We start from the raw sequence: 22,269 nt of genomic DNA, 5'->3' as shown, positions 1-22,269 counted from the left end.
GCGAAGCACAAATGCAAAATGGCCGGGAGCAATCCCGGCCATTTTTGCTTGGATCAGGCGCCCGCTGCCTGAAGCGGCACGCAGGCAGCGCAGATCGCTGCGACATGCCTGTGATCGGTGCCGCAGCAGCCGCCGAGCAGTTGCATGCGCGGGAATGCCCGCCTGAGCGCCCCATAACGGCGGCCAAGATCGGCGGGATCGCCGCTGTCGAGCACCTCGGACTCATCGAGCTCGGCATGACTCTTGGCCGACGCATTGGCCCTGACGCCATGAATGCGTTCGACCCATGGCTCGCCAGCTTGGAGGGCACTCTCGAAATGGGTCGGATGAGCGCAGTTGATCAGGAAATATTCGCAAGCACGTTCCGTTGCACGATCGACGATTTCGATCGCCTCCCGCAGGGTCTCTCCCCTGATCAGGCAACCGTCAGTTTCGACCGTGAAGGAGATGGCAACCGGGATCGCGTGCATCTTTGCAGCGCGCACCACGCCGATGGCTTCATTGACGCTGTTCAGCGTGAACGCGGTCACCATGTCGGCGCCGGCCTCGGCGAAGGAGGCGATCTGGGACGAATGATAGTCCATCGCCTCCGTCGCATCCATGTTGCCGGCCTTGTAGCCGTCGCCCCGCGGACCGATCGCACCGTTGATCACACAGGGCAGGCCGGAGGTCTCCCATGTGCTGCGCAATTCCTCAAGAAAACGAATTGCCCGCATGTTGATGGCCCTGAGCGCGTCCATATCGTAGCCGAGCTTAGCACCCCAATCAGGATTGGCGCGCCAGGTCGGGCTGTCGAGCACGAAGCCGAGCCCATGCTGACGCGCGATCGCAAGATAGGCCTCGTAATACTGCCTCAGATGCGAGCGGCCGGCCTCGCTCTCGAGCAACACGAAGGCAGCGAAGTGAGGAAGCTCCAGACCTTTGTGAAAGATCAGGGTGGTCTCCATGCCGCCGTCGGTCAGGAAGATGCCGCCGCGGCGCTGAGGCAGATTGTCTCTGTACTTCGCCATTGGTCGCTCCGTCGCTGCGAGGCCCCCCTCATTCCGTCGTTTCAACCTCCTTCCGGTCTCATGCGAGATGGTGCCGCATAATGTCGCGCGGTACGCTACTGCTCCTACTGCCCTGCGGCGAGCCCAAGCGCATCGACCATCACGCGAAACACTTCGGTGTTGTCCATCGAGCCGTGCACGCGCTCGCTGCCCGGCCCGGTCGCCGTCAGGATGACGTCTTCGCCCGAATGCACGCTGGCGCCGATCATCGCCGACAGATTGCCCGGGCGCAGCACCGCGCCGGGGACGTCCTTGTATTTGTCGTTGGCCTTGAAGGTCCCGTCGTCGCCAGCCTTGACGGTCGGCTCGTTGGGATTGTCGAGCTTCGGGCGGAACGTCTCGTAGTGATCCGGCAGGCTGGCCGAGAAGATGGCGAGCCGGCGGCTCACATCGACGCGTGACGGATAGCCCTCGGCATCCGGCGCCGGATAATTGGGAAATCCGGCCTGCTCGTAGACGCCGACGCGCTCGCGCAGCGGCACATTGGGCACGGCGCCCATGTCGTCATTCACGGTGCCGACAAGACTGTTGGGATGATTGTGGTCCGCCAGCACCAGAATGAGCGTGTCGTCACCACGCGCCTTCGCCCATTCGCGTGTCTGGCGCACCGCATTGTCGAGCATGATCGTGTCGTAGACGGCGCGCTCCATGTCGAGGACATGCGCGTATTTGTCGATCAGTCCGGATTCGACCATCAGGAAGAAGCCGGTCTCGTTCTTCGAGAGCATGTTCAGCGCCGCCCGCACCTGCTCGGTCAAATCAGGTTGCTCGGGAAATTTCTTCACGCCGCCGCCCTTGAGGAATTTGCGGTCGAGCACACCATCCATGTTGCCGGTCGCAAACAGGCCGAGCAGCTTGCTTGTCTCCGGCTTTGCGGCAGAAGCGCCGAGCTCGCTCGCGGTCGTCGCGACCTGATAGCCTGCGTCGCGGAACTTCGCGATGTAGTCGGCCTCGTCCTTGCGTTTGGAGCCGGCCGCGGATTTCGGCAGAAAATTCGCACTGCCGCCGCCCATCAGCACATCCGGCTTCGCCGCGAAGAACTGCTCGACGATCTCGTCATAGGCGGCGCGCCGGCGGGTGTGCGCAACCATCGCGGCCGGCGTCGCGTCTTCGATCTCGGTGTTGGTGACGACACCGATCGCCATGCCATGCCGCCGCCTGGCGAGGCTGGTGATGGTTTCAACGCGAGGATCGTCGAACGGACTTGCGGTGCGGTCCGCATAGACGCCCAGGGCGTTGACGGCGCTCTTGTGGCCGGTCGCATAGGCGCTGGCCGAGTTCGCGGAGTCCGTGATGATCGAGTCAGAGCCGGCGGTCGCCACCAGCGCCATATGGGGCATGTCGTCGATCGCGAGCTTGCCGCGGCTCTTGCCCTCCGCAATCCCCTTCGACAGGATTCGCGCCGCGACCCGATGCGCCGGCGACATGCCGTCGCCGATAAACAGGATGACGTTCTTCGCCTTGCGCTGACCGGTGTCGTAAACCGTCCATGCGATGCTGCGCTGCTGCGTGCCGTCGCTGACATCCACCGTGACGGTGCCGGGCTTGGTCAGCGTGACGTCGCGCAAAATCAGCGCCGACTGGTCCTTGCCGTCCTCGCGATCGATGAAGGTCCCGCTACGTCCGAACGCGACAGCATAGTCCGTGCCGTTCACGGTCACCTTCAGCCTGGCCGGATCGACCGGCCCGGGAAACTCGACCTTGAAGTCGAACCGGGCGCCAGCCAGGATCTCGGCACGATCGATCGGATAGATCGTCTGCGCCGACAGCGACGTTGTCCAACAGAGGACGATGAGTGAGGCGAGTGCCGACCCCTTGACCATGCTCGATGCTCCGCAATCCCGTTTCCGACAGAAACGGGTAGCGTAGCGATCGAGAATGACACCGTCATTAAATCGCGCGTCGCCCGGTCGGGCGACTAAAGGCCTCAGCCCAAAAAGGCCTCAGCTCTTGTCGCTCTCGAGCGGGAAGATCTGCGAGCCTTCGCTGCCCGACAACAGGCCGGTGTCGGTGTAGAGCTTCAGCTTGGTGCGCGTGTCAGCGATGTCGAGGTTGCGCATGGTGAGCTGGCCGATACGGTCGGCCGGCGTGAATGCGGCGTCTTCCACCTTCTCCATGCTGAGCCGTTCCGGCGCATAGGTCAGGTTGGGGCTCTCGGTGTTGAGGATCGAATAATCGTTGCCGCGGCGCAGCTCCAGCGTCACCTCGCCGGTGACGGCGCGTGCGACCCAGCGCTGCGCGGTCTCGCGCAACATCAGGGCCTGCGAATCGAACCAGCGCCCCTGATACAGCAGGCGTCCCAAGCGCATGCCGCTGATGCGGTACTGCTCGATGGTGTCCTCGTTGTGGATGCCGGTGACGAGGCGCTCATAGGCGATGTGCAGCAGCGCCATGCCGGGCGCCTCGTAGATGCCGCGGCTCTTCGCCTCGATGATGCGGTTCTCGATCTGATCGCTCATGCCGAGGCCGTGACGGCCGCCGATCGCATTGGCTTCGAGGAACAACGCGACAGGATCGCTGAAGGTCTGGCCATTCAGCGCCGTGGGCTGGCCTTCCTCGAAACGCACCACGACCTTCTCGGCCTTCACGGCGCAATCGTCGCGCCAGAACGGCACGCCCATGATCGGGTTGACGATCTTGATGCCGCTGTCGAGGCTCTCGAGATCCTTCGCTTCGTGCGTGGCACCGAGCAGGTTGCTGTCGGTCGAGTACGCCTTCTCGGCGCTCATCTTGTAGGCAAAGCCCTGCGCGGTCATGAACGCCGACATTTCGGCGCGGCCGCCGAGCTCGTCGATGAACTGCTGGTCGAGCCAGGGCTTGTAGATGCGCAAGGATGGATTGGTCAGCAGGCCGTAGCGGTAGAAGCGCTCGATGTCGTTGCCCTTGAAGGTCGAGCCGTCGCCCCAGATGTTGACGCCGTCCTCCTTCATCGCCGCGACCAGCATCGTGCCGGTGACGGCGCGCCCGAGCGGCGTGGTGTTGAAATAGGTGATGCCGCCGGTCGAGATGTGGAAGGCGCCCGACTGGATCGCGGCGATGCCTTCGTGGACCAGCTGCGTGCGGCAGTCGACGAGCACGGCCTTCTCGGCGCCGAACGCTTCCGCCTTGCGCGGGATCTCGTTGTAGTCGGCTTCATCGGGCTGGCCGAGATTGGCCGTGTAGGCGTAGCAGCGCGCGCCCTTCTGCTTCATCCAGAGCAGCGCCGCGCTGGTGTCGAGACCGCCTGAAAACGCGATGCCGACTTTCTCACCCTTGGGCAGGCTTTTCAGGATCGTGGTCATGGAGCTTCCAATCGGGTCTCAAGGGGCTGATGGCGTTTGTGGGTTGACCGCGCGAATATCAAATTTCGCACGCCTCGGCACGCATTTAATGCCTCAAATCGACGGCTCGGGGCCTGTCTTGCGGCCGAACAGGCGCTGGCGGAGCCGGTAGGCGGGCATGTTCAGCCGGGTCAGGGCGGCATCGACCGCCTCGTCCGAGAACCGGGTCCGCGGCCAGCGGTAAATCAGCGCGTAGGCGAACCAGATCACGACGAAGGTGACGAGGCCGGCGATCGAGACGTCCGTGAAGAAGTGGCCGCCGAAGGCCATCCGCAGCCCGCTGGTGACCATGCCGAACACAACCGCACCGGCATAGGCGAGCGGCCGCCATGCCGGCGGCGCCAGCGCAGCCGGCGCCAGCGTCCAGAACGCGGTCGCGCCCTCGCCCGAGAAGAACGAGCAGTTGCGCGCGCAATCGCCGCGCGGATCCCACCACGGCACGAATTGCTGGTCGCCGGCAAACTCAGTCACCACCACCGGACGCGGCCGTCCCCAATAGGTCTTGAAGGTGAGATTGGTGAGGATGCCTGCCGACATGATGATGGTGACCAGCAGGAATACGATCGCGCGCCCCGATACCATCAGCGGCCGGTCGGGTCGGATCATCTTGACCACAAGCGCGACCAGCGGCGGCAGCACGAATGCCCAGGCGACCCACATGGCGGCGTCGCGCGCGACGCCCGCCCACTCATTCAGCTTGAGCGGAAACGTCTTCGTCTCGGGGTCGAAGAACAGTGCGGCGAGCTTGAGATCGAGCTCGGGATAGAGGCCGAAAACGACGCCGATTACAAGCCACAGCGCCAGGGCGATGAAGAGTCCAGTCCGGTTCATGGCGCGCGGTTTAGCGGAGTGGGGAGGAGATGAAAACCCCGGAAGCGGCGCGACTCATCGCGCATCCGGCCTTGAATTCGACGGGAGCGGCGGAGGCGGCTTGTGCGGGGGCGGCGGATTGCGCCAGGCGCCGGCATTGCGGCCGGCAATCAGCCAATAGACCACGCCGGAGACGATGCCCGCGCCCGTCATGATCTCCAGATGCCGCCGCACGATGCCTTCGAACTGGAGTGTATCGGAGTGGAAGGGGATGAGGCCGAGATAGCAGGCTAGGCCAACTACGCCGCCACCCACGGCATAAGCGAGCGCGCTGCGGATATAGAGCGCTTCGGTGATCGCGACGATCACCGCCGCCGGAACCAGCGCAAAGCCCGAGACGAAGATGAAGCCGAAGCCGAGCAGAATGTCGATCGCGCCCTGGTCGACCGGACCGGCGCCGAGATCGGCAAACTCCGGAAACAACAGCGCGACGACGACGATCATGCCGCCGACGAAGCAGGCGGCGAGGAAGCCGATGAAGATGACGATGAGGCGGCCGATCAGGGACATGACGGGAAAGCTCACCTCGCCGTCATTGCGAGGAGCCACCCGGTCCCGCCTTCGGCGGGCCGGATGACAGGCTCCACGACGAAGCAATCCAGACTGTCTCCGCGGAGGGAATCTGGATTGCTTCGCTGCGCTCGCAATGACGGGGATGCGAGAGCGTGGGCACGCATCCTCAATCCGTCATCGCCATGGCGCGGAGCGCCTGGCGCTCGCGGGCGCTGAGCTTTTCCGTCTCCGACTTGAGCTGGCCGCAGGCGGCGAGGATGTCGCGGCCGCGCGGGGTGCGCACCGGCGAGGAATAGCCGGCGTTGAAGATGTATTCGGAGAATTTTTCGATCTGGTCCCAGTCCGAGCATTCATAGGCGGTGCCGGGCCAGGGATTGAACGGGATCAGGTTGATCTTGGCGTGAATGCCCTTGAGCAGCTTCACCAGCAGCTTCGCATCGTCGAGCGAATCGTTGACGCCCTTGAGCATCACATATTCGAAGGTGATGCGGCGGGCATTCGATGCGCCGGGATAGTCGCGGCAGGCCTGCAATAGCTCCTTGATCGGGTATTTGCGGTTGAGCGGCACAAGCTCGTTGCGCAGCTCGTCGCGCACCGCATGCAGCGAGATCGCGAGCATGACGCCGATCTCGTCGCCCGCGCGCACGATGTTCGGCACTACGCCCGAGGTCGACAGCGTGATGCGGCGACGGGAGATGCCGATGCCTTCATTGTCGCCGACGATGAGCAGCGCGTCGCGCACCGCATCGAAATTGTAGAGCGGCTCGCCCATGCCCATCATCACGATGTTGGTGACGCGGCGCGTGCCGTCCTCGCGATCGGCCCAGTCATTGAGGCGGTCGCGCGCGACCATCACCTGTCCGACGATCTCGCCGGCGGTGAGATTGCGCACCAGCCGCTGCGTGCCGGTGTGACAGAAGGAGCAGTTCAGCGTGCAGCCGACCTGGGAGGAAACGCAAAGCGTGCCGCGATCGGTCTCGGGGATGTAGACGCACTCGACTTCATGGGCACGCTCGACATTGTCGCCACTCGGCAGCCGCAGCAGCCATTTGCGGGTGCCGTCGTTGGAGATCTGCTCGGCCACGACTTCGGGACGGTCGACGGTGAAATGCTGCGCGAGCTCGGCGCGAATGCCCTTCGAGATCGACGTCATATCGTCGAAGCTTTGGGCGCCGCGGAAATAGAGCCAGTGCCACAGCTGCTGGACGCGCATCTTGCGCTGCGCGGGCGCAACGCCGATCTCGCCGAGGCGGTCGGCAAGCTCGCTGCGCGACAGGCCGATCAGCGAGGGCCTGGCCGGCGGCACATAGGTTTCGAGCGGAGTCTTCTCCACCAGTATTGCGTTGTGCGGCTCGGTCGTCGGTTGCATTGGTTGCCTGATATCTCTCGTCATGCCCGGGCTTGTCCCGGGCATCCACGTTCTGTTCCGCCCGTTGCTAGCGCGTGGATGGCCGGGACATCTGGTGCGAAGACGCGCTTCGCGCTTTAGCCCGGCCATGACGGCTACACCTTTGGGATACCCTTATATAGCAACCGGAACCGCCGATTGCGACCGTGATACCACCTGCAGGCTTAACGCCGGCAGTCCTACCGCCTGCAATCCTGGGCGATCCGGTCGAGCGCCTGAGCGAGACCCTTCAGCGAAAACGTATCAGTCGTCTCCGTTCCCTTGGCCGAGACACCCTTGACCACGAGATCGGCGGATTTGCGCATGGCTTCGACCATCCGCTCTTCCTCGGCCGCGTTCTTGATCCAGAGGCCGTCGCCCTGCGTGTACATCGCGAAAGCGGCGCCGCCGACCTCGACCGAGGATTCCGAGCCCGGCTTCAGCGCATAGCCGATCATGACCGAGACTTCGTTGTTCACCTTTTCCGCCGGCCGGGTCGAAACGAAGGCATAGGCGGGATCGCGCGGGCGGTTCGGCGGGTTGGTCTTCGACGACGACGGCTTCGCCAGCGCGAAGCAGACCTTCTTGCCGTTGGGTGTGGCCGAATAGGCGCCCCAGGTGCCGAACTGGCCGATCAGGGTCGGCTCCGCGCCGCCCGCAACCGCCGTGGCTGGAGCCACCGGCTTGCTCTCGGGCTTTGCTGCGGTCTTTGGAGCTGTATTGGCCGCCGGTGCAGCCGCCTTTGGCGCGGCTTTGGGCGCCGGTTGCGTCGTCTGCGCCCGCGCGGAATCGGTGATTCCCACGGCCATAGCGCCCGTCATCAAGGCTAAAATCAGCACCCGCCACATGCTGGAGTGGTTCCCTCAATATTGTGACTGGAAGATGGCCCGGCCGCGCTTTGTCCCCCGGCAGGGATAACCGGGAAAGTCCAATTTGGGAAGGCAGTTAGCGGCTTAGCCTTTGGATCGCGCAGCCCGCTGCTCGGCCCATTGCGCGTCGGTCCAGCGCAACAAATCCTCGGCGCCGGAGCTGCGCAAATGCGCGCCACCGTCGATCACGACCATCTCGCCATTGATGTAACCGGCACGGTCCGAGACCAGGAAGCTGGCGAGGTCGGCGAGCTCACTGTGCTCGCCGGTACGCCCCATCGGGTTCCGGGCGGTCCACCCTTCGTCGCGGCCCTCAGGACGGAGCTGCCCCGAGGCGCCCGCGGTCGGGAACGGGCCCGGGGCGATCGCGACGGTGCGGATGCCCTTCGGGCCCCACTCAGCCGCGAGACTCCTGGTCATCGCCAGCACCGCCGACTTCGCCATCGCCGAGGGAACCGTGAAGGCGCGGCCGGTGATGGTCGAGGTCGAGAGGATCGAGAGCACGACGCCATTGTTCTTGCCGTCGATCCAGCGCTTGCCGGCGGCGAGCGTGCAATACATCGCGCCATGCAGCGTCGGCGCGAGGATCGCGTCCGCGGCGCGAAACGACAGATGCTCGCTCTGCGCGATGAAGGTTGCGGCAGCGTTGTTGACGAGAATATCGAGTGGCGCCTCGCGCCAGATCGCGTCCATCATGCTCTCGACGGCGCCACCGTCACGGACATCGCAGGCGATCGTGGTGACCTTGCCGCCGGTCTGCGCGCGCATCTCGCTCGCCGTCGCTTCCAGCCGGTCGAGCTTGCGGCCGCAGATCACGAGCTCGGCGCCAAGCGCGAGAAAGCGACGTCCCATCGCGGCGCCGAGGCCGGAGCCGCCGCCGGTGACGAGGATGCGCTTGTCCCTGAGCAGACCTGTTTCAAACATCGTTTGAATCCTCTTTCCACGTAAGCCGTCATTGCGAGGAGCGAAGCGACGAAGCAATCCAGACTATTTCCGCGGGACGGACTCTGGATTGCTTCGCTTCGCTCGCAATGACGAGGATAAGCCGGCGCGTAGCCTCAGACAAAGAATCCGGATTGTCGCCCGTGCCTAAATCCGGCAAAACCCAATCAACTATAATTCCGCTCGAAACGCCCACTGCTTACTTCTCAAGAAGGTGCCGCCATGAAAGCCATCCTCTGCTCGCAATATTGCCAGCCCGATGATCTCGTGCTTGCCGACGTGCCGGATCCGGTGGCAGGTCCCGGCGAAGCGGTGATCGCGATCAAGGCGGCGGCGCTGAACTTCTTCGACATCCTGATGATTCAGGGCAAGTACCAGATCAAGCCGCCGTTCCCGTTCTCGCCCGCGGCCGAAGTCGCCGGCGTGATCGAGAGCATCGGTCCCGGCGTGACCGATCTGAAGGTCGGCGATCGCGTCGTTGCCTCTTGCGGCCACAACGGGGCGCGCGAAAAGATCGCGCTGCCGGCGGCATCGATCGTGAAGATTCCCGACAATCTCGACTATGACCGCGCAGCCGGCATCATCATCATCTACGGCACCGCGCTGCATGCGCTGGAAGACCGCGCGAGCCCGAAGCCGGGCGAGACGCTCGCGGTGCTGGGCGCAGCCGGCGGCACCGGCTTGGCCGCCTGCGAGCTCGGCAAGCTGATGGGCCTGAAGGTGATCGCCTGCGCCTCGTCGGATGAGAAGCTCGAATTCGCGAAAGCGCATGGCGCAGAGCTGACGCTGAACTACGGCAAGGAAGATCTGAAAGAAGGCCTGCGCAAGCTCACCGGCGGCAAGGGTGTCGACATCATCTTCGATCCCGTGGGTGGCGCCTATGCCGAGCAGGCACTGCGCTCGATCGCCTGGGAAGGCCGCTTCCTGGTGATCGGTTTTGCCGCCGGCGACATTCCGAAGATGCCGCTGAACCTCGCGCTACTGAAGGGCTGCGACATCCGCGGCGTGTTCTGGGGTGCATGGACCCGGCTCAACCCGGCCAAGAACCGCGCCAATCTCGAGAAGCTCGTGAAGTGGACCGCGGAAGGAAAGATTTCCTCGCATGTCGACCGCACCTTCCCGCTGGCACAAACCGCCGACGCACTGAAGGTTCTGGCGGGACGCCAGGCCATGGGCAAGGTGATCCTGCATCCGTGATGGTGTGAGCCGCAGCGCTTGCCTGCCACACGCACTCGCCACATATGCGACCGTCGTCGCCCGCCTTCTGCGCAATTGCGTACTGAGGCGGGCGGTCCAGATTTCAGAGACGCCAGAGATTTCAGCCGAGACGCCGCGGCCCACTGGATGCCCCGGGGTCAAAGTCAGCAGAGTCTAGGAAAACCTTCCTCAACCATCACCGCCAAAATCGTGGTGCATTCCTCCGCTCCGCCTCAATCAAACCCAAATATTTCCTAATTCGCGCAAACCGTCGTCGTTTTTTGGGCTGATTCCAACTGCGTTTTACCGGTTCCATTTGCGGGACACTTTGGACAAAAGCAAGAAGACTTAAGCCGAATTGCCCCTGCGTTGCGTTAGTAATGGGGAGCATGACCATGGAGACGACGGCACATCGCCCGTCGAAGGAGTCGAAGGCGTTCGACTCCGATCGAGCCACATCACATCCGCCGACCGCGTCCTTTATCCGTGCGCGCGCCGCGCGGGCCGATCTTTCGCAGGACGATCCAATTCCACTCTTCCTGTCCGATCCGCTCGGTGCGCCGGACCCAGGCGAATATGCGCCCATTGAGGTGCGCTCCAGAATTGTCCCGCGCGTTCTCGCGGCCGTTCTGACGGCATCCACCCTGGCAATTCTGGTCACACTGTATCAGTCCGACTTTCGCGGCCTCTTCCCCGCCAATGCCGTTAGCTGGATGGGCATCGCGCCGGAGCAAGCCATGGCGTCGGCCAACACGCCGGCCATGACGCAGAGCTCGCTGAAGGATTCGGACCGCGCGACCAACACGACGCTGGCGAGCGCCGACACGCAGGTTCTCCCTGCACCGTCAACGCCGAGCCGCGAAGCGATCGCGACCGCCTATCAGACGGCGCTGCAAGCCCAGGCACCCATACCTGCGCCCGCACCCGTCGCGGCGCCCACTCCGCCCGCCAAGACGCTAGCCAAGACGCTCGATGCCGACACGCTGGCCGGGCTGATGACACGCGCGAAGAGCCTGTTGAGGATCGGCGATATTGTTGCAGCCCGCCTGCTGCTCGAGCGCGCGGCCAATGCACAGGATGCAACGGCCGCGTTTCTGCTGGCGCAGACCTATGACCCGGCCGTGCTGGGCACCAGCGACGCGCGGAGCATCGCCGGCGACGCGACCGTCGCGCGTGACTGGTACCAGAAGGCCGCGGCACTCGGATCGGCGGAGGCGCGGCAGCGCCTCGCTCAGCTTCAGAACTAGAACTTTTCAGAGGGTATCATGCGTAACGCTTTGGGAATGGCGGTTGCCGCCATCATGACGATTTGCGCGTTCGCGGCACGCGCCGAGCAGACCGAGTACGATCCGGCCAAGGTCTCGGACGGCCTGAAGGCCATCTTCCAGTTCGGCTCGACCTCGACCAAGCAGTCGCTGAACGCCAATACGGTCACGCTGATCACCGGCACGATCGGCGGCACCTACGTGCAGTTCGGCGCCGACCTCGCCTCCGTGCTCGACGACGGCAACAAGATCCGCGTGCTACCGATCGTCGGCCGCGGCTCGGTGCAGAGCGTCGCCGACATTCTGTTCCTGCAAGGCGTCGATCTCGGCATCGTGCGGGCGGACACGCTCGACTATCTCGAGCGCAAGGGCTTTGCCAAGGACATCAAGAAGCAGTTCACCTATGTGACCAAGCTCTACAATGAAGAGATGCAGGTGATCGCGCCGAAATCGGTCGCGACGCTGAAGGATCTCGAGGGCAAGAAGGTCAGCGTCGATCTGCCCAATGGCGGGACCTTCGTCACCGCGCTGACGGTGTTCGAACGGCTCGGGATCAAGGCGAACTTCGTCTATGTCGAGCAGCGCATCGCAATGGAGAAGCTGAAAGCCGGCGAGATCGACGCCGTCATCGTGGTCGGCGGCAAGCCGTACAAGTCAGTGTCGACCTTCAGCAATGACGGCCGCTTCCACCTCGCGGGGGTCGACTATGCAAAGCCGCTCCAGAGCGACTATCTGCCGGCGACGCTGACCGCCAAAGACTATCCGAACCTGATCAAGGAAGGCGAGAACGTGGACACCATCGCGGTGCCGGCGGTGCTCGCGGCCTACAACTGGGCGCCCAACACCGACCGTTACCGTAAGCTTGCGCTGTTCGTGGATGCGTTCTTCACGAAATTCCCGACCCTGCAGAACCCGCCTTTCCATCCCAAGTGGAAGGAAGTCTCGCTCCCGGCACCTCTGACGGGCTGGAACAGATTGCCGGTGGCGCAGCAATGGCTCGACAAGCACGGCGTCGAACCGGTGACCCGGGAGCGCTTCGAGGCGTTCCTCAAGCAGAACCCCGCGGCCCAGAAGGTGTCCGACGCAGACAGGGAAGCGCTGTTCAAGCAATTCCAGGCATGGGACGCGGGGAACGCGCGGGCGGAGAAGAAGTAACGAGCGGCATTGCGGCCGATGGTGTCGCAAGCGGCACTCACACACTCGCTGTCATCGCCCGGCTTGACCGGGCGATCCAGTACTCCGTGACGTCAGTGATTGAATCGAGAGGCCGCGGCGTACTGGATTCCCCGCCTGCCGCCTACGCTAAAGCTTCGGCTGCCCTGGACCGCAACCCCGGCGAAGCCTTGGCGTAGCCGGGTCGCGGGGAATGACAGCGGTGGACGTGGCCACGGCGTGTCGCCAACAACGCCTACTGCGCCGCCTCCGCACCATCCACCCCGCGCTTCAGCACGGCGCGGGCGGCTTCGCGGTGCTCCGTCGTGATGTGGCTGGCGACCATGCGGATGGCGGTGGCGAGCACGGCGGCGTCATCGGTGAAGCCGAGGATCGGCATCACGTCGGGGACGAAATCGAACGGCAGGATGAAATAGGCGATCGCTCCGAGCAGCGACGCCTGGACATGGCGCGGCGTCTGCCGGTCAAACGCACAGTAATAAGCCGCGAGCAGGTCTTCCGCGAACGGCAATTGCACGGCGACACGCTTCAGCTTGCGCCAGAAACGGCGGCGCACGCTCTCATGATCCTCCGCGAGCCGATCGGCCGGCTCGAAGCCGACGCTGTGTTCGGCAGCCATGTTCGACAAACTCCCCGTTCAGCCAGGGGCGGCAGATGGCCGCATCTCCTGCTGATCACAACATGGGGATGCAGCCGATCCTCGCAAGGTGTCAGGTAGCTGTCAGCTTGGCGATCGTGTTCATCGTCCTGGCGAGCTCGATGTCGAGCTTGGTGACGCCGCCGGCGTCATGGGTCGACAGCACCACCTCCACCGTCTTGTAGACGTTGCGCCATTCGGGGTGGTGATCCATTTTCTCGGCAACCAGCGCCGCGCGGGTCATGAACCCGAACGCCTCGTTGAAATCCTTGAAGACAAAGGTCTTCCCGATGGCGTCGCGGCCCTGAACCTCGGTCCAGCCCGGTATGGCGCCCAGTGCCTGCTTGCGTGCTTCCGGCGTCAGCCGCTCTGCCATGATCGCCTCCATTTTCAGGGGAACTTTACCCTAACACCGTGCATATGGCCCTGGTTCAGACCGGATTTCGTCCATCCGCTAACCATGACGGAGATGTAACCCCGCGGGACAAGAAATTTGCTATGATTACAGGTGTAAATCGCCGGCCAAGATGAAACTGAGCCTCAAGCGCCTGTTTGGGAGATCGATGACCGGGGGATTGGACCTGGCCGAAGCGCCCACCCCGCCTTCGCCGCGATCAGCGGCGCGGAAGACGGCGCTCGTGTCTCTGGCGCTGGTGCTTGCGATCATCGGCGCGCTCGTCGGCGGATACTACTTCGCGATGCGTCCGGTGACGTTGAAGATCGCGGTCGGTCCGGCCAATAGCGACGACCTCAAGGTGGTGCAGGCGCTGACGCAGGCTTTCGCGCAGCACAAGAGCTTTGTGCGGCTACGCCCGATCCAGACCGACGGTGCCACCGCCAGCGCCGATGCGCTCGCGGAAAACAAGGTCGATCTCGCCATCGTGCGCGGCGACGTCGACGTGCCGAAGAACGCGCAAGCCGTTGCGACCCTGCGCAAGAACGTCGTGGTGCTGTGGTCTGTGCCCGGCAAGGGCAAGAAGAAGGGCGCGAAGATCACCAAGATCGCGCAGCTCGCCGGCCATCGCGTCGGGGTGATCGGCCGAACCCAGGCCAACGTCAATTTGCTCAAGGTGATCCTCCAGCAATACGGCGTCGATCCCGCCAAGGTCGAGGTCATACAGTTCCCGGCCAATGAAGCCGCCGAGGCGATCAAGGCCCAGAAGGCCGATGCCTATCTCGCAGCCGGCCCCGTCAACAGCAAGATCACCTCGGATGCGATCGCGGCTTCCGCCAAGGACAGCGGCACGCCGACGTTCCTCGCGATCGATTCCGCGGACGCGATCGCGCAAAACCATCCCGTCTACGAAGCATCGGAGATTCCCGCCGGCACCTATGGCGGCTCGCCCGATCGTCCCGATGACGAGGTCAAGACCATCAGCTTCTCGCACCACATCGTGGCGCGCAAAGGGGTGTCCGATACCACCATCGCGGCATTCACGCGCCAGCTCTTCGCCGTGCGCCAGCAACTGGTGGCGGAATTCCCGATGGCGGCGAAGATCGAGACGCCCGACACCGACAAGGATGCGGTGATCCCCGTGCATCCGGGCGCCGCCGCGTTCGTCGACGGCGAGGAAAAGACCTTCCTCGACAAATACAGCGATTACATCTGGTGGACCCTGATGGCGCTCTCGGCGATGGGCTCGATCGGCGCCTGGTTCGCGGGCTACCTGAAGAAGGACGAGCGCGACAACAACAGCCATTTGCGCGACCGCCTGTTCGACCTGATCGCGGCGGCGCGCAAGAGCGGGACGACCGACGAGCTCGACCAGATGCAAACCGAGGCTGACGAAATCCTGCGCGACACGCTGCGCTGCTTCGATCACGGCGCGATCGAAGAGGGCGGGCTCACCGCCATCAACATCGTGCTCGACCAGTTCCACGCCGCCGTCGCCGACCGCAAGGCCGTGCTGTTTGCCATGCCGCAAAGCCTGCAGCGCGCAGGCGCGCAATTCAGGGCCGCCGGCAACGCGTAAACGCCTGCCGCGTTATTGCTGCGTCATACTGTCTCAGTATAGCTTTCGCTGTCATTCCGGAGCGCGCGGAGCGCGAGTCCGGAATCTCGAGATTCCGGGTCCGGTCGTTCGGACCGTCCCGGAATGACGACGCGAGATGCGCACGAGACAAAAAGCGAAGCCGCCATGAACATCAAATTCTCCCGCCGCCGCTTCCTCACCACCAGCGCCGGCGCACTCGGCGTGATCGCGATGCCCCATCTCTCGCGCGCGGCCGACCGGCCGGCGGTTACGCATGGCGTGCAGTCCGGCGACGTCACGGTCGACGGTGGCGTGGTCTGGGCGCGCACTGACCGGCCATCGCAGATGCTGGTCGAGGTGGCCACGACCGAGTCCTTCAGGGATGTCCGCGCGCTGCCGCCGATCGCGGCGCTGCCGGAGAGCGACTTCACCGCGAAGATGCTGATCGAGAACCTGCCGGGCGGACAGGACATCTTCTATCGCGTCCGCTTTCGCGATCTCTCGCATACCGCGATCGAGGGCGAACCAGTGGTCGGCCGCTTCCGCACCGCGCCGGCCGACCGTCGCGACGTCAGCTTCGTCTGGGGCGGCGATGTCGCAGGGCAGGGCTGGGGCATCAATCCCGATGATGGCGGCATGTTCACTTTCTCCGCGATGCGCAAGCATCGCCCGGATTTCTTCCTGCATTCCGGCGACACGATCTATGCCGACGGTCCGATCGAATCCGAGGTGAAGCTCGCCGATGGCAAGACCTGGAAGAACGTCACCATCCCCGAGAAGGCCAAGGTCGCGGAGACGCTGGACGAGTACCGCGCCGCGCACAAATACAATCTCACCGACGACAACGTCCGCGCCTTCAATGCCGAAGTGCCGATCTTCGTGCAGTGGGACGACCATGAAGTGACCAACAACTGGTCGCTGTCGAAGGAGTTGCCGGCGTCCTACAAGGTGCGCGACATCTCTCTGCTGGCAGCCCGCGCCGGCCGCGCCTTTCACGAGATGTATCCGATGCAGGAGAGCATCGTTGAGCCGGGCCGCGTCTATCGCCAGATCTCCTACGGCCCGCATCTCGACGTGTTCATGCTCGACGAGCGCAGCTATCGCGGCCCGAACGGCGCCAATCTCGAAACCGCTTACGGGCCCGCCAGCTACTTCCTCGGCCCGGACCAGATCGCCTGGCTCAAGCGCGGCCTCCTCAACTCGCGCGCCACATGGAAAGTCATCGCCTCCGACATGCCGCTCAGCCTCGTCGTCTCGGACACGCCGAAGGGCGGATCGGAAGCCATTGCGCAGGGCGACGGCCCGGTACGCGGCCGCGAGTTCGAGATCGCCGACATCCTGCGCTTCATCAAGATGGCGCCGATCAGCAACACGGTATGGCTGACCGCGGACGTGCACTACGCCGCCGCGCATTATTACGATCCGAACAAGGCGCAATTCCAGGAGTTCGAGCCGTTCTGGGAATTCGTCTCCGGCCCGCTACATGCGGGTCCCTTCGGTCCGAACGCCCTCGACAACACCTTTGGGCCCGAGGTGCGCTTCGTCAAAGCGCCGGGCAAGGACAACCAGAACCTGCCGCCGTCTGCGGGCATGCAGTTCTTCGGTCACGTCAAGATCGACGGCGCATCCGGCCAGATGACGGTGACCTTGCGCGACCGCGCCGACGTCGCGCTGTGGTCGACCACGCTCGATCCGAAATCTGCCTGAAGCCGGGAGAACGCCGACGGGCGATCAGGAGCCGCCCGAGCGCAGCGCGGCCTCCAGCGCTTCGCTCGAACACGGCTTTTGCAGCCGCGGCCGCGTCTTGAATTCGGGAGCGATCCGATCCTCGGCGCCGTAGCCCGTCACGAAGACGAAGGGAATTTGCGCAGCCGCCAGCCGGTCGGCGACGGCAAAGCTTTTCTCGCGGCCGAGCTCGACGTCGAGTAGCGCGAAATCCGGCGCTCGCGCTGCGATCGCCGCCAGCGCCTGCGCCACCGACCCCACGGTGCGCACGCTCCTCACGCCAAATCCGAGCAGGCGATCCTCGAAATCGATCGCAATGATCGGATAGTCCTCAACGATCAGAACATCGGCGGGCATGCCGGTCGAGCCGTCCGGGGGAGCAGGTATCATGATGGTGGATATCGAGGGCTGCATGTTCTTACCGATCGAGGATAGCCTCATCCCGACGCCTGCGCCCAGCGCATCGGAGGGTTCCCGGAACGAAACTCACCACAGAACAGTTTTTCACGTCTGTCCACTTGTGCACACAGCCCATGATCGGACCTCGCTAGTGTTGAAAGGAGAGCAGGGGATTTACGATGGACGCGCGTATCAGCAAGACAACCGAAGTCGGTAGCCGGCCGGCCAACAATCTGCTGCGGCGCTTGAGTCCGGCTGACTACGCGCTGCTGGCACCGCACGTCACCCTGGACACCGCCGGGCCCAACGAGCTGCTCTACAGTCCCGGCGACGATGTCCAGGTCGTGCACTTTCCCTGCGGACCGTCGCTCGCGACATTTCTCGTTCCCAATGAGGACGGCCGCGACGTCGAGACCATCCTGGTCGGACGCGAAGGCGCAGTGGGCGGCATCGTCAGCGAGGGATTTTTGCCGGCCTATACCCGCATCTGCGTGAAATTCGGCGGACCATTCGCGCGCATTCACGTCGCCAAGCTGGAAGCTGCCAAGATGCGCTCGGCCTCGCTGCGCAACATTTTCGCCCGCTATGCCGACTGCATGCTGGCGCAGATGTTCCAGTCCACCGCCTGCAACGCCATCCACTCCATCGAACAGCGTACGGCCAAGTGGATCATCGCGGCGATGGAGCGGACCGGCGACGAGAGCAGCGTGCCGCTGACGCATGAGCAGCTCGCGACGCTGCTCGGGGTCGGCCGCAGCTATGCGAGCCGCGTGCTCCAGTCGTTCAAGGCCGAGGGCGTGCTCGATACAAGACGCGGCGCGATCCTGGTCCGCAATCTCGACGGCTTGCGCCTGCGCGCCTGCCTGTGCAACGAAGCGGTGAAGATGCACTTCGAGGAGGTGCTGCGCGGGGTCTATCCGACCGAGGAGACCAGCCCCGGCTCGGTGCAGGGCTGATCGAGGCCCCGTCCCCGAGCAAAGGCCGGTTTGGTGCTGGATTTACCCTAACCCCCGGAGATTCCCGGACAAAATTCAGTCAACCAACCAGCAAAGAACACATTGTTTTTTGGCGGTTTTTGCATATATTGCGCCGCAACGCGTAGGGTGCCTGGTCGAGATGGCCGGGCGGCCCTTTTTGGGCGGAAAGCGCCCGTTTCCAGTCTTCCAGCGTTGTTTCGAGAAGAGGTCCCGGTCCGACCGGCGAGATCGCGCTTAACCCATTGTCCGACCGCAAAGAAGCTCACTCATGAACCTCCGTAACGTCGCCATCATCGCCCACGTCGACCACGGCAAGACGACCCTGGTCGACAAACTCCTCCAGCAATCCGGTACGTTCCGCGAGAACCAGAAGGTGACGGATCGCGCCATGGACTCCAACGATCTGGAGCGTGAGCGCGGCATCACCATCCTGGCCAAGGCGGCCTCGGTGCAGTGGAAGGACACCCGCGTCAACATCGTCGACACCCCCGGCCACGCCGATTTCGGTGGTGAGGTCGAGCGCATCCTGAACATGGTGGACGGCGCCCTGGTGCTGGTCGACGCCGCCGAAGGCCCGCTGCCGCAGACGAAGTTCGTGGTCTCCAAGGCGCTCAAGGTCGGCCTGAAGCCGATCGTCGTCATCAACAAGGTCGACCGGCCCGATGCGCGCCCGACCGAAGTCATCAACGAGGTGTTCGACCTGTTCGCGGCGCTCGACGCCAGCGAGGAGCAGCTCGACTTCCCGATCCTCTATGGGTCGGCGAAGCAGGGCTGGATGGCTGAAAGCCCCGAGGGTCCGCAGGACAAGGGCATGGAGCCGCTGTTCGACCTGATCCTGCGCCACGTCGCACCGCCGACGGTCGAGGAAGGCCCGTTCAGGATGATCGGTACCATCCTGGAGGCCAACCCCTATCTCGGCCGCATCATCACCGGCCGCATCTCGTCCGGCGTTCTCAAGCCGAACCAGCAAGTCAAGGTGCTGCATGCCGACGGCAAGCTGGTCGAGTCCGGGCGCATCACCAAGATCCTGGCATTCCGCGGTCTCGAGCGCACGCCGCTCGATGAAGCTGAAGCCGGCGACATCGTCGCCATTGCCGGCCTGACCAAGGGCACCGTCGCCGACACCTTCTGCGATCCGACCGTCGAGGTGCCGCTGCCGGCGCAGCCGATCGACCCGCCGACCGTGTCGATGTCGTTCATCGTCAACAACTCCCCGCTCGCCGGCACTGAAGGCGACAAGGTGACGAGCCGCATGATCCGCGACCGTCTGCTGCGCGAAGCCGAGGGTAACGTCGCGTTGCGCGTCGTCGAGGCCACCGACAAGGATGCGATGGAAGTGTCCGGCCGCGGCGAATTGCAGCTCGCGATCCTGATCGAGACCATGCGCCGCGAAGGCTTCGAGCTCTCGGTGTCGCGCCCGCGCGTCGTGTACCAGAAGGACGAAGCGACCGGCGCCACCATGGAGCCGATCGAGGAAGTCGTGATCGACGTCGACGAGGAGCATTCCGGCGTCGTCGTGCAGAAGATGAGCGAGCGCAAGTCCGAGCTGGTCGAGATGAAGCCGTCCGGCGGCAACCGCCTGCGCCTGGTGTTCTACGCGCCGACCCGCGGCCTGATCGGCTATCAGGGCGAACTGCTCACCGACACCCGCGGCACCGCGATCATGAACCGCCTGTTCCACGGCTACGCCCCGTACAAGGGCGAGATCCAGGGCCGCCGCAACGGTGTGCTGATCTCCAACGACCAGGGCGAAGCGGTGGCCTATGCCATGTTCAAGCTGGAAGACCGCGGCCCGATGATGATCGAGCCGGGCTGGAAGGTCTACAAGGGCATGATCGTCGGCGAGCACACCCGCGACAACGATCTCGAGATCAACGTGCTCAAGGGCAAGCAGCTCACCAACATCCGCACGACGTCCAAGGACGAAGCGGTGCGCCTGACCCCGCCGATCCGCATGACGCTGGAAAAGGCGCTCGCCTATATCGAGGACGACGAGCTCGTCGAGGTCACCCCGAAGTCGATCCGCCTGCGCAAGAAGCACCTCGACCCGAACGAGCGCAAGCGCGCGGAAAAGTCCAAGGAAGCGGTGGCGTAAGGCCACCGTTCTCAACGCTGTCATGCCCCGGCTTGACCGGGGCATCCAGTACGCCGCGGCTTATCGGTTCAACCACAAATGTCTCTGGAATACTGGATCACCCGCTTCCGCGGGTGATGACAGCTGTGCGCGTGGCGACTTCAGCACACCCAGCGAACGTGCTAGAGCCCGCTCATGACCTCCCTGCCCTCCTCCGTCAACGTCGCGATCATCGGCGCCGGCGCAGCCGGCCTCGGCGCGGCGCATGCGCTGGCTGACTCCGGCCTCTCCGTGATCGTGCTGGAGGCGCGTGACCGGATTGGCGGACGCGCCTGGACCGTGCAGGCCTCGCCTGAGGTGACCTTCGACGTCGGCTGCGGCTGGCTGCACTCCGCCGACAAGAATTCCTTCGTCGGAATCGCCAAGCAGCTCGGCCTCGAGCTCAACAAGGACCTGCCGCCCTGGCGCGAGCGCGCCTTCGGCAACGCGTTTCCGCAGGCCGAGCGCGACGATTTCATGCGCGCGATGGACGCGTTCTACGAACGCCTGTGGCACGCCGCGCAAAAGGGCAAGGACGAGCCCGCGAGCCTGAGCCTCGATCCCGGCAATCGCTGGAATCCCATGATCGACGCCGTCTCGACCTACATCAACGGCTGCGAACTGAAGGACATGTCGACGCTGGACTGGGACGCCTACGAGGACAGCGACCTCAACTGGCGCGTCCGCCGTGGCTATGGCGCACTGATCGTGGCCTATGGCGCCCCCTACCCGGTGGCCTTGGGCTGCAATGTCACGCTGATCGATCATTCCGGCCAGCGCATCCGCCTCGAGACATCGCAGGGCACGCTGACCGCCGACAAGGTGATCGTCACCGTTCCGACCAATCTCATCGCCGATGAGGCGATCCGCTTCTCACCGCCGCTGCCCGCCAAGGTCGATGCGGCAGCCGGCCTGCCGCTCGGCGTCGACGACAAGGTGACGCTGGCGCTCGACGATGCAGAAGCCTTTCCGAAAGAGGGTAATCTGCGCGGCGCCACCATGCGCACCGAGATAGGCACCTACCACATCCGCCCGTTCGGCCAGCCCTGCATCGAGGGCTTTTTCGGCGGCAGCTTCGCCCGCGAGCTGGAAGACGCCGGCGACGGCGCCATCGCCGCGCACAGCATCGACGAGATCGCAGGCTTTCTCGGCAACGACATCAGGCGAAAGCTCAAGCCGCTCTACGAGTCGCGCTGGGCCCACGCCCCCTTCGCGAGAGGATCGTATTCACACGCCCTGCCGGGGCACGCTGGTGACCGGGCCGTGCTGGCTGCGCCAGTGGATGGGCGGCTGTTCTTCGCGGGGGAAGCGACGTCGCCAAGCTTCTTCACGACGGCGCACGGGGCCAGGGACAGCGGAGAGCGCGCGGCGAAGGAAGTGCTGGCGGCTTCAGGCAAGCCGTAAGCGCCGGCTACGTCACTCAATCACCCGCGCCCGCAAATCCGCATCCGGCACGAAGCAGGCGTCATACTTCCCGAAGATGCGATAGCGGTTGCGCGCGACGAGGCTGTACACGGGGTCCCGCAGCAGTTTTGGCACGGCAAACAACGCGCGCACCCAACTCCATCCCGGCAGATGCGACAGCACGGTCAGCGCAGCGTCGGACTTCATAAAGACCACTCCGCCGTGAACCACGGCATTGGTGTCGGGATCGTCAGGATCGATGCCAAAGGTCCGCGCGAGCTTTGCGCCGTACTCCGACTGGATCGGCGTGAAGCGAAAGCGCTTCGCCGTATCGCGCTTGGCAACAAAGCGGACCCAGCGCGAGCAGAAGATGCAGACGCCGTCGAACAGGATCACGTCGTCGTCGGGCCATTTGGGCATCAGTCTCTCTATCTTACGCGTTTTCTTCACGCGAAC

General features: G+C 64.2%; 20 protein-coding genes. 8 read left to right on the top strand and 12 right to left on the bottom strand.

Annotation, left to right across the window (positions count from 1 at the left end):
- Window positions 1-53 precede the first annotated feature (53 nt).
- The 8 genes from J4G43_RS01750 to J4G43_RS01715 form a co-directional block, all read right to left on the bottom strand.
- Window positions 54-1,010, bottom strand: a complete 957-nt coding sequence (locus J4G43_RS01750; protein WP_208083887.1) for a homocysteine S-methyltransferase family protein — start codon at window positions 1,008-1,010, stop codon at window positions 54-56.
- 104 nt (window positions 1,011-1,114) lie between these two features.
- Window positions 1,115-2,872, bottom strand: coding sequence for an alkaline phosphatase (locus J4G43_RS01745; RefSeq protein WP_208083886.1), 1,758 nt, complete (start codon window positions 2,870-2,872; stop codon window positions 1,115-1,117).
- A gap of 120 nt (window positions 2,873-2,992) precedes the next feature.
- Window positions 2,993-4,330 (bottom strand): argininosuccinate synthase, encoded by a 1,338-nt coding sequence (gene argG, locus J4G43_RS01740; RefSeq protein WP_208083885.1) that lies wholly within the window; start codon window positions 4,328-4,330, stop codon window positions 2,993-2,995.
- 93 nt (window positions 4,331-4,423) lie between these two features.
- Window positions 4,424-5,200 (bottom strand): phosphatase PAP2 family protein, encoded by a 777-nt coding sequence (locus J4G43_RS01735; RefSeq protein ID WP_085402964.1) that lies wholly within the window; start codon window positions 5,198-5,200, stop codon window positions 4,424-4,426.
- A 54-nt stretch (window positions 5,201-5,254) separates the two neighbouring features.
- On the bottom strand, window positions 5,255-5,749 hold the full coding sequence (locus tag J4G43_RS01730) for a hypothetical protein (protein WP_063980357.1): 495 nt from the start codon (window positions 5,747-5,749) through the stop codon (window positions 5,255-5,257).
- Between the two features lie 169 nt (window positions 5,750-5,918).
- Window positions 5,919-7,121, bottom strand: coding sequence for a dual-specificity RNA methyltransferase RlmN (rlmN, locus tag J4G43_RS01725; protein WP_071908693.1), 1,203 nt, complete (start codon window positions 7,119-7,121; stop codon window positions 5,919-5,921).
- A 218-nt stretch (window positions 7,122-7,339) separates the two neighbouring features.
- Window positions 7,340-7,987, bottom strand: coding sequence for an invasion associated locus B family protein (locus J4G43_RS01720; RefSeq protein ID WP_208083884.1), 648 nt, complete (start codon window positions 7,985-7,987; stop codon window positions 7,340-7,342).
- 105 nt (window positions 7,988-8,092) lie between these two features.
- Entirely contained in the window at window positions 8,093-8,932 is an 840-nt protein-coding gene (locus tag J4G43_RS01715) for an SDR family oxidoreductase (RefSeq protein WP_208083883.1), read from the bottom strand.
- A 240-nt stretch (window positions 8,933-9,172) separates the two neighbouring features.
- Here J4G43_RS01715 and J4G43_RS01710 point away from each other — a divergent pair, with 240 nt between their 5' ends.
- The 3 genes from J4G43_RS01710 (at window position 9,173) to J4G43_RS01700 (ending at window position 12,567) form a co-directional block, all read left to right on the top strand.
- Window positions 9,173-10,147: an NADPH:quinone oxidoreductase family protein gene (locus J4G43_RS01710; protein ID WP_014490699.1), complete on the top strand. Its 975-nt coding sequence runs from the start codon at window positions 9,173-9,175 to the stop codon at window positions 10,145-10,147.
- 395 nt (window positions 10,148-10,542) lie between these two features.
- Complete coding sequence (locus J4G43_RS01705; protein WP_208083882.1) at window positions 10,543-11,394, top strand: hypothetical protein; 852 nt, start codon at window positions 10,543-10,545, stop codon at window positions 11,392-11,394.
- A gap of 18 nt (window positions 11,395-11,412) precedes the next feature.
- The gene (locus J4G43_RS01700) at window positions 11,413-12,567 is read left to right on the top strand and encodes a TAXI family TRAP transporter solute-binding subunit (RefSeq protein WP_028152802.1); all 1,155 of its coding nucleotides are present in this window, start codon (window positions 11,413-11,415) and stop codon (window positions 12,565-12,567) included.
- A 253-nt stretch (window positions 12,568-12,820) separates the two neighbouring features.
- On the opposite strand, the gene J4G43_RS01695 is transcribed toward J4G43_RS01700, so the two are convergent.
- Both J4G43_RS01695 and J4G43_RS01690 read right to left on the bottom strand, forming a co-directional pair.
- Window positions 12,821-13,204: a YkvA family protein gene (locus tag J4G43_RS01695; RefSeq protein ID WP_166105110.1), complete on the bottom strand. Its 384-nt coding sequence runs from the start codon at window positions 13,202-13,204 to the stop codon at window positions 12,821-12,823.
- A gap of 91 nt (window positions 13,205-13,295) precedes the next feature.
- Complete coding sequence (locus tag J4G43_RS01690) at window positions 13,296-13,598, bottom strand: 4a-hydroxytetrahydrobiopterin dehydratase (protein ID WP_028152804.1); 303 nt, start codon at window positions 13,596-13,598, stop codon at window positions 13,296-13,298.
- Between the two features lie 151 nt (window positions 13,599-13,749).
- Here J4G43_RS01690 and J4G43_RS01685 point away from each other — a divergent pair, with 151 nt between their 5' ends.
- Together J4G43_RS01685 and J4G43_RS01680 are read left to right on the top strand one after the other, a co-directional pair.
- A complete protein-coding gene (locus J4G43_RS01685; RefSeq protein ID WP_208083881.1) occupies window positions 13,750-15,195 on the top strand; it encodes a TAXI family TRAP transporter solute-binding subunit in 1,446 nt (481 codons plus the stop codon).
- Window positions 15,196-15,360: 165 nt separating this feature from the next.
- Window positions 15,361-16,902: an alkaline phosphatase D family protein gene (locus J4G43_RS01680; RefSeq protein WP_208083880.1), complete on the top strand. Its 1,542-nt coding sequence runs from the start codon at window positions 15,361-15,363 to the stop codon at window positions 16,900-16,902.
- A 24-nt stretch (window positions 16,903-16,926) separates the two neighbouring features.
- Here the strand turns inward: J4G43_RS01680 and J4G43_RS01675 are convergent, their stop codons facing one another.
- On the bottom strand, window positions 16,927-17,310 hold the full coding sequence (locus J4G43_RS01675) for a response regulator (RefSeq protein ID WP_208083879.1): 384 nt from the start codon (window positions 17,308-17,310) through the stop codon (window positions 16,927-16,929).
- Between the two features lie 188 nt (window positions 17,311-17,498).
- On the opposite strand from J4G43_RS01675, the gene J4G43_RS01670 reads away from it, so the two are divergent.
- The 3 genes from J4G43_RS01670 (at window position 17,499) to J4G43_RS01660 (ending at window position 21,813) form a co-directional block, all read left to right on the top strand.
- Window positions 17,499-18,275 carry a Crp/Fnr family transcriptional regulator gene (locus J4G43_RS01670; protein ID WP_208083878.1) on the top strand — a complete coding sequence of 259 codons (777 nt, stop codon included), beginning with the start codon at window positions 17,499-17,501 and terminating at the stop codon, window positions 18,273-18,275.
- A gap of 289 nt (window positions 18,276-18,564) precedes the next feature.
- Complete coding sequence (gene typA / locus J4G43_RS01665) at window positions 18,565-20,391, top strand: translational GTPase TypA (RefSeq protein WP_135213907.1); 1,827 nt, start codon at window positions 18,565-18,567, stop codon at window positions 20,389-20,391.
- A 174-nt stretch (window positions 20,392-20,565) separates the two neighbouring features.
- Window positions 20,566-21,813 (top strand): flavin monoamine oxidase family protein, encoded by a 1,248-nt coding sequence (locus J4G43_RS01660; RefSeq protein ID WP_208083877.1) that lies wholly within the window; start codon window positions 20,566-20,568, stop codon window positions 21,811-21,813.
- 12 nt (window positions 21,814-21,825) lie between these two features.
- Here J4G43_RS01660 and J4G43_RS01655 read toward each other — a convergent pair whose 3' ends face one another.
- The gene (locus tag J4G43_RS01655) at window positions 21,826-22,233 is read right to left on the bottom strand and encodes a thiol-disulfide oxidoreductase DCC family protein (RefSeq protein WP_208083876.1); all 408 of its coding nucleotides are present in this window, start codon (window positions 22,231-22,233) and stop codon (window positions 21,826-21,828) included.
- Window positions 22,234-22,269: the final 36 nt, after the last annotated feature.

The sequence above is a fragment of the Bradyrhizobium barranii subsp. barranii genome (assembly GCF_017565645.3).
Classification (GTDB): Bacteria; Pseudomonadota; Alphaproteobacteria; order Rhizobiales; family Xanthobacteraceae; genus Bradyrhizobium; species Bradyrhizobium barranii.
The sequence above is the reverse complement of the archived record's forward strand: the minus strand, read 5'-3'. Positions and strand labels throughout refer to the sequence as shown.

Excerpts from the sequence above, each read along its gene's own strand:
- J4G43_RS01685 (WP_208083881.1), top strand. The coding sequence starts at position 13,750 with ATGAAACTGAGCCTCAAGCGCCTGTTTGGGAGATCGATGACCGGGGGA.
- J4G43_RS01690 (WP_028152804.1), bottom strand. The coding sequence starts at position 13,598 with ATGGCAGAGCGGCTGACGCCGGAAGCACGCAAGCAGGCACTGGGCGCC.
- J4G43_RS01675 (WP_208083879.1), bottom strand. The coding sequence starts at position 17,310 with ATGATACCTGCTCCCCCGGACGGCTCGACCGGCATGCCCGCCGATGTT.
- rlmN (WP_071908693.1), bottom strand. The coding sequence starts at position 7,121 with ATGCAACCGACGACCGAGCCGCACAACGCAATACTGGTGGAGAAGACT.
- J4G43_RS01735 (WP_085402964.1), bottom strand. The coding sequence starts at position 5,200 with ATGAACCGGACTGGACTCTTCATCGCCCTGGCGCTGTGGCTTGTAATC.
- J4G43_RS01730 (WP_063980357.1), bottom strand. The coding sequence starts at position 5,749 with ATGTCCCTGATCGGCCGCCTCATCGTCATCTTCATCGGCTTCCTCGCC.
- J4G43_RS01660 (WP_208083877.1), top strand. The coding sequence starts at position 20,566 with ATGACCTCCCTGCCCTCCTCCGTCAACGTCGCGATCATCGGCGCCGGC.
- argG (WP_208083885.1), bottom strand. The coding sequence starts at position 4,330 with ATGACCACGATCCTGAAAAGCCTGCCCAAGGGTGAGAAAGTCGGCATC.
- J4G43_RS01680 (WP_208083880.1), top strand. The coding sequence starts at position 15,361 with ATGAACATCAAATTCTCCCGCCGCCGCTTCCTCACCACCAGCGCCGGC.
- J4G43_RS01750 (WP_208083887.1), bottom strand. The coding sequence starts at position 1,010 with ATGGCGAAGTACAGAGACAATCTGCCTCAGCGCCGCGGCGGCATCTTC.
- J4G43_RS01710 (WP_014490699.1), top strand. The coding sequence starts at position 9,173 with ATGAAAGCCATCCTCTGCTCGCAATATTGCCAGCCCGATGATCTCGTG.
- J4G43_RS01695 (WP_166105110.1), bottom strand. The coding sequence starts at position 13,204 with ATGGCTGCCGAACACAGCGTCGGCTTCGAGCCGGCCGATCGGCTCGCG.
- J4G43_RS01670 (WP_208083878.1), top strand. The coding sequence starts at position 17,499 with ATGGACGCGCGTATCAGCAAGACAACCGAAGTCGGTAGCCGGCCGGCC.
- J4G43_RS01745 (WP_208083886.1), bottom strand. The coding sequence starts at position 2,872 with ATGGTCAAGGGGTCGGCACTCGCCTCACTCATCGTCCTCTGTTGGACA.
- J4G43_RS01700 (WP_028152802.1), top strand. The coding sequence starts at position 11,413 with ATGCGTAACGCTTTGGGAATGGCGGTTGCCGCCATCATGACGATTTGC.
- J4G43_RS01655 (WP_208083876.1), bottom strand. The coding sequence starts at position 22,233 with ATGCCCAAATGGCCCGACGACGACGTGATCCTGTTCGACGGCGTCTGC.
- J4G43_RS01705 (WP_208083882.1), top strand. The coding sequence starts at position 10,543 with ATGGAGACGACGGCACATCGCCCGTCGAAGGAGTCGAAGGCGTTCGAC.
- J4G43_RS01715 (WP_208083883.1), bottom strand. The coding sequence starts at position 8,932 with ATGTTTGAAACAGGTCTGCTCAGGGACAAGCGCATCCTCGTCACCGGC.
- J4G43_RS01720 (WP_208083884.1), bottom strand. The coding sequence starts at position 7,987 with ATGTGGCGGGTGCTGATTTTAGCCTTGATGACGGGCGCTATGGCCGTG.
- typA (WP_135213907.1), top strand. The coding sequence starts at position 18,565 with ATGAACCTCCGTAACGTCGCCATCATCGCCCACGTCGACCACGGCAAG.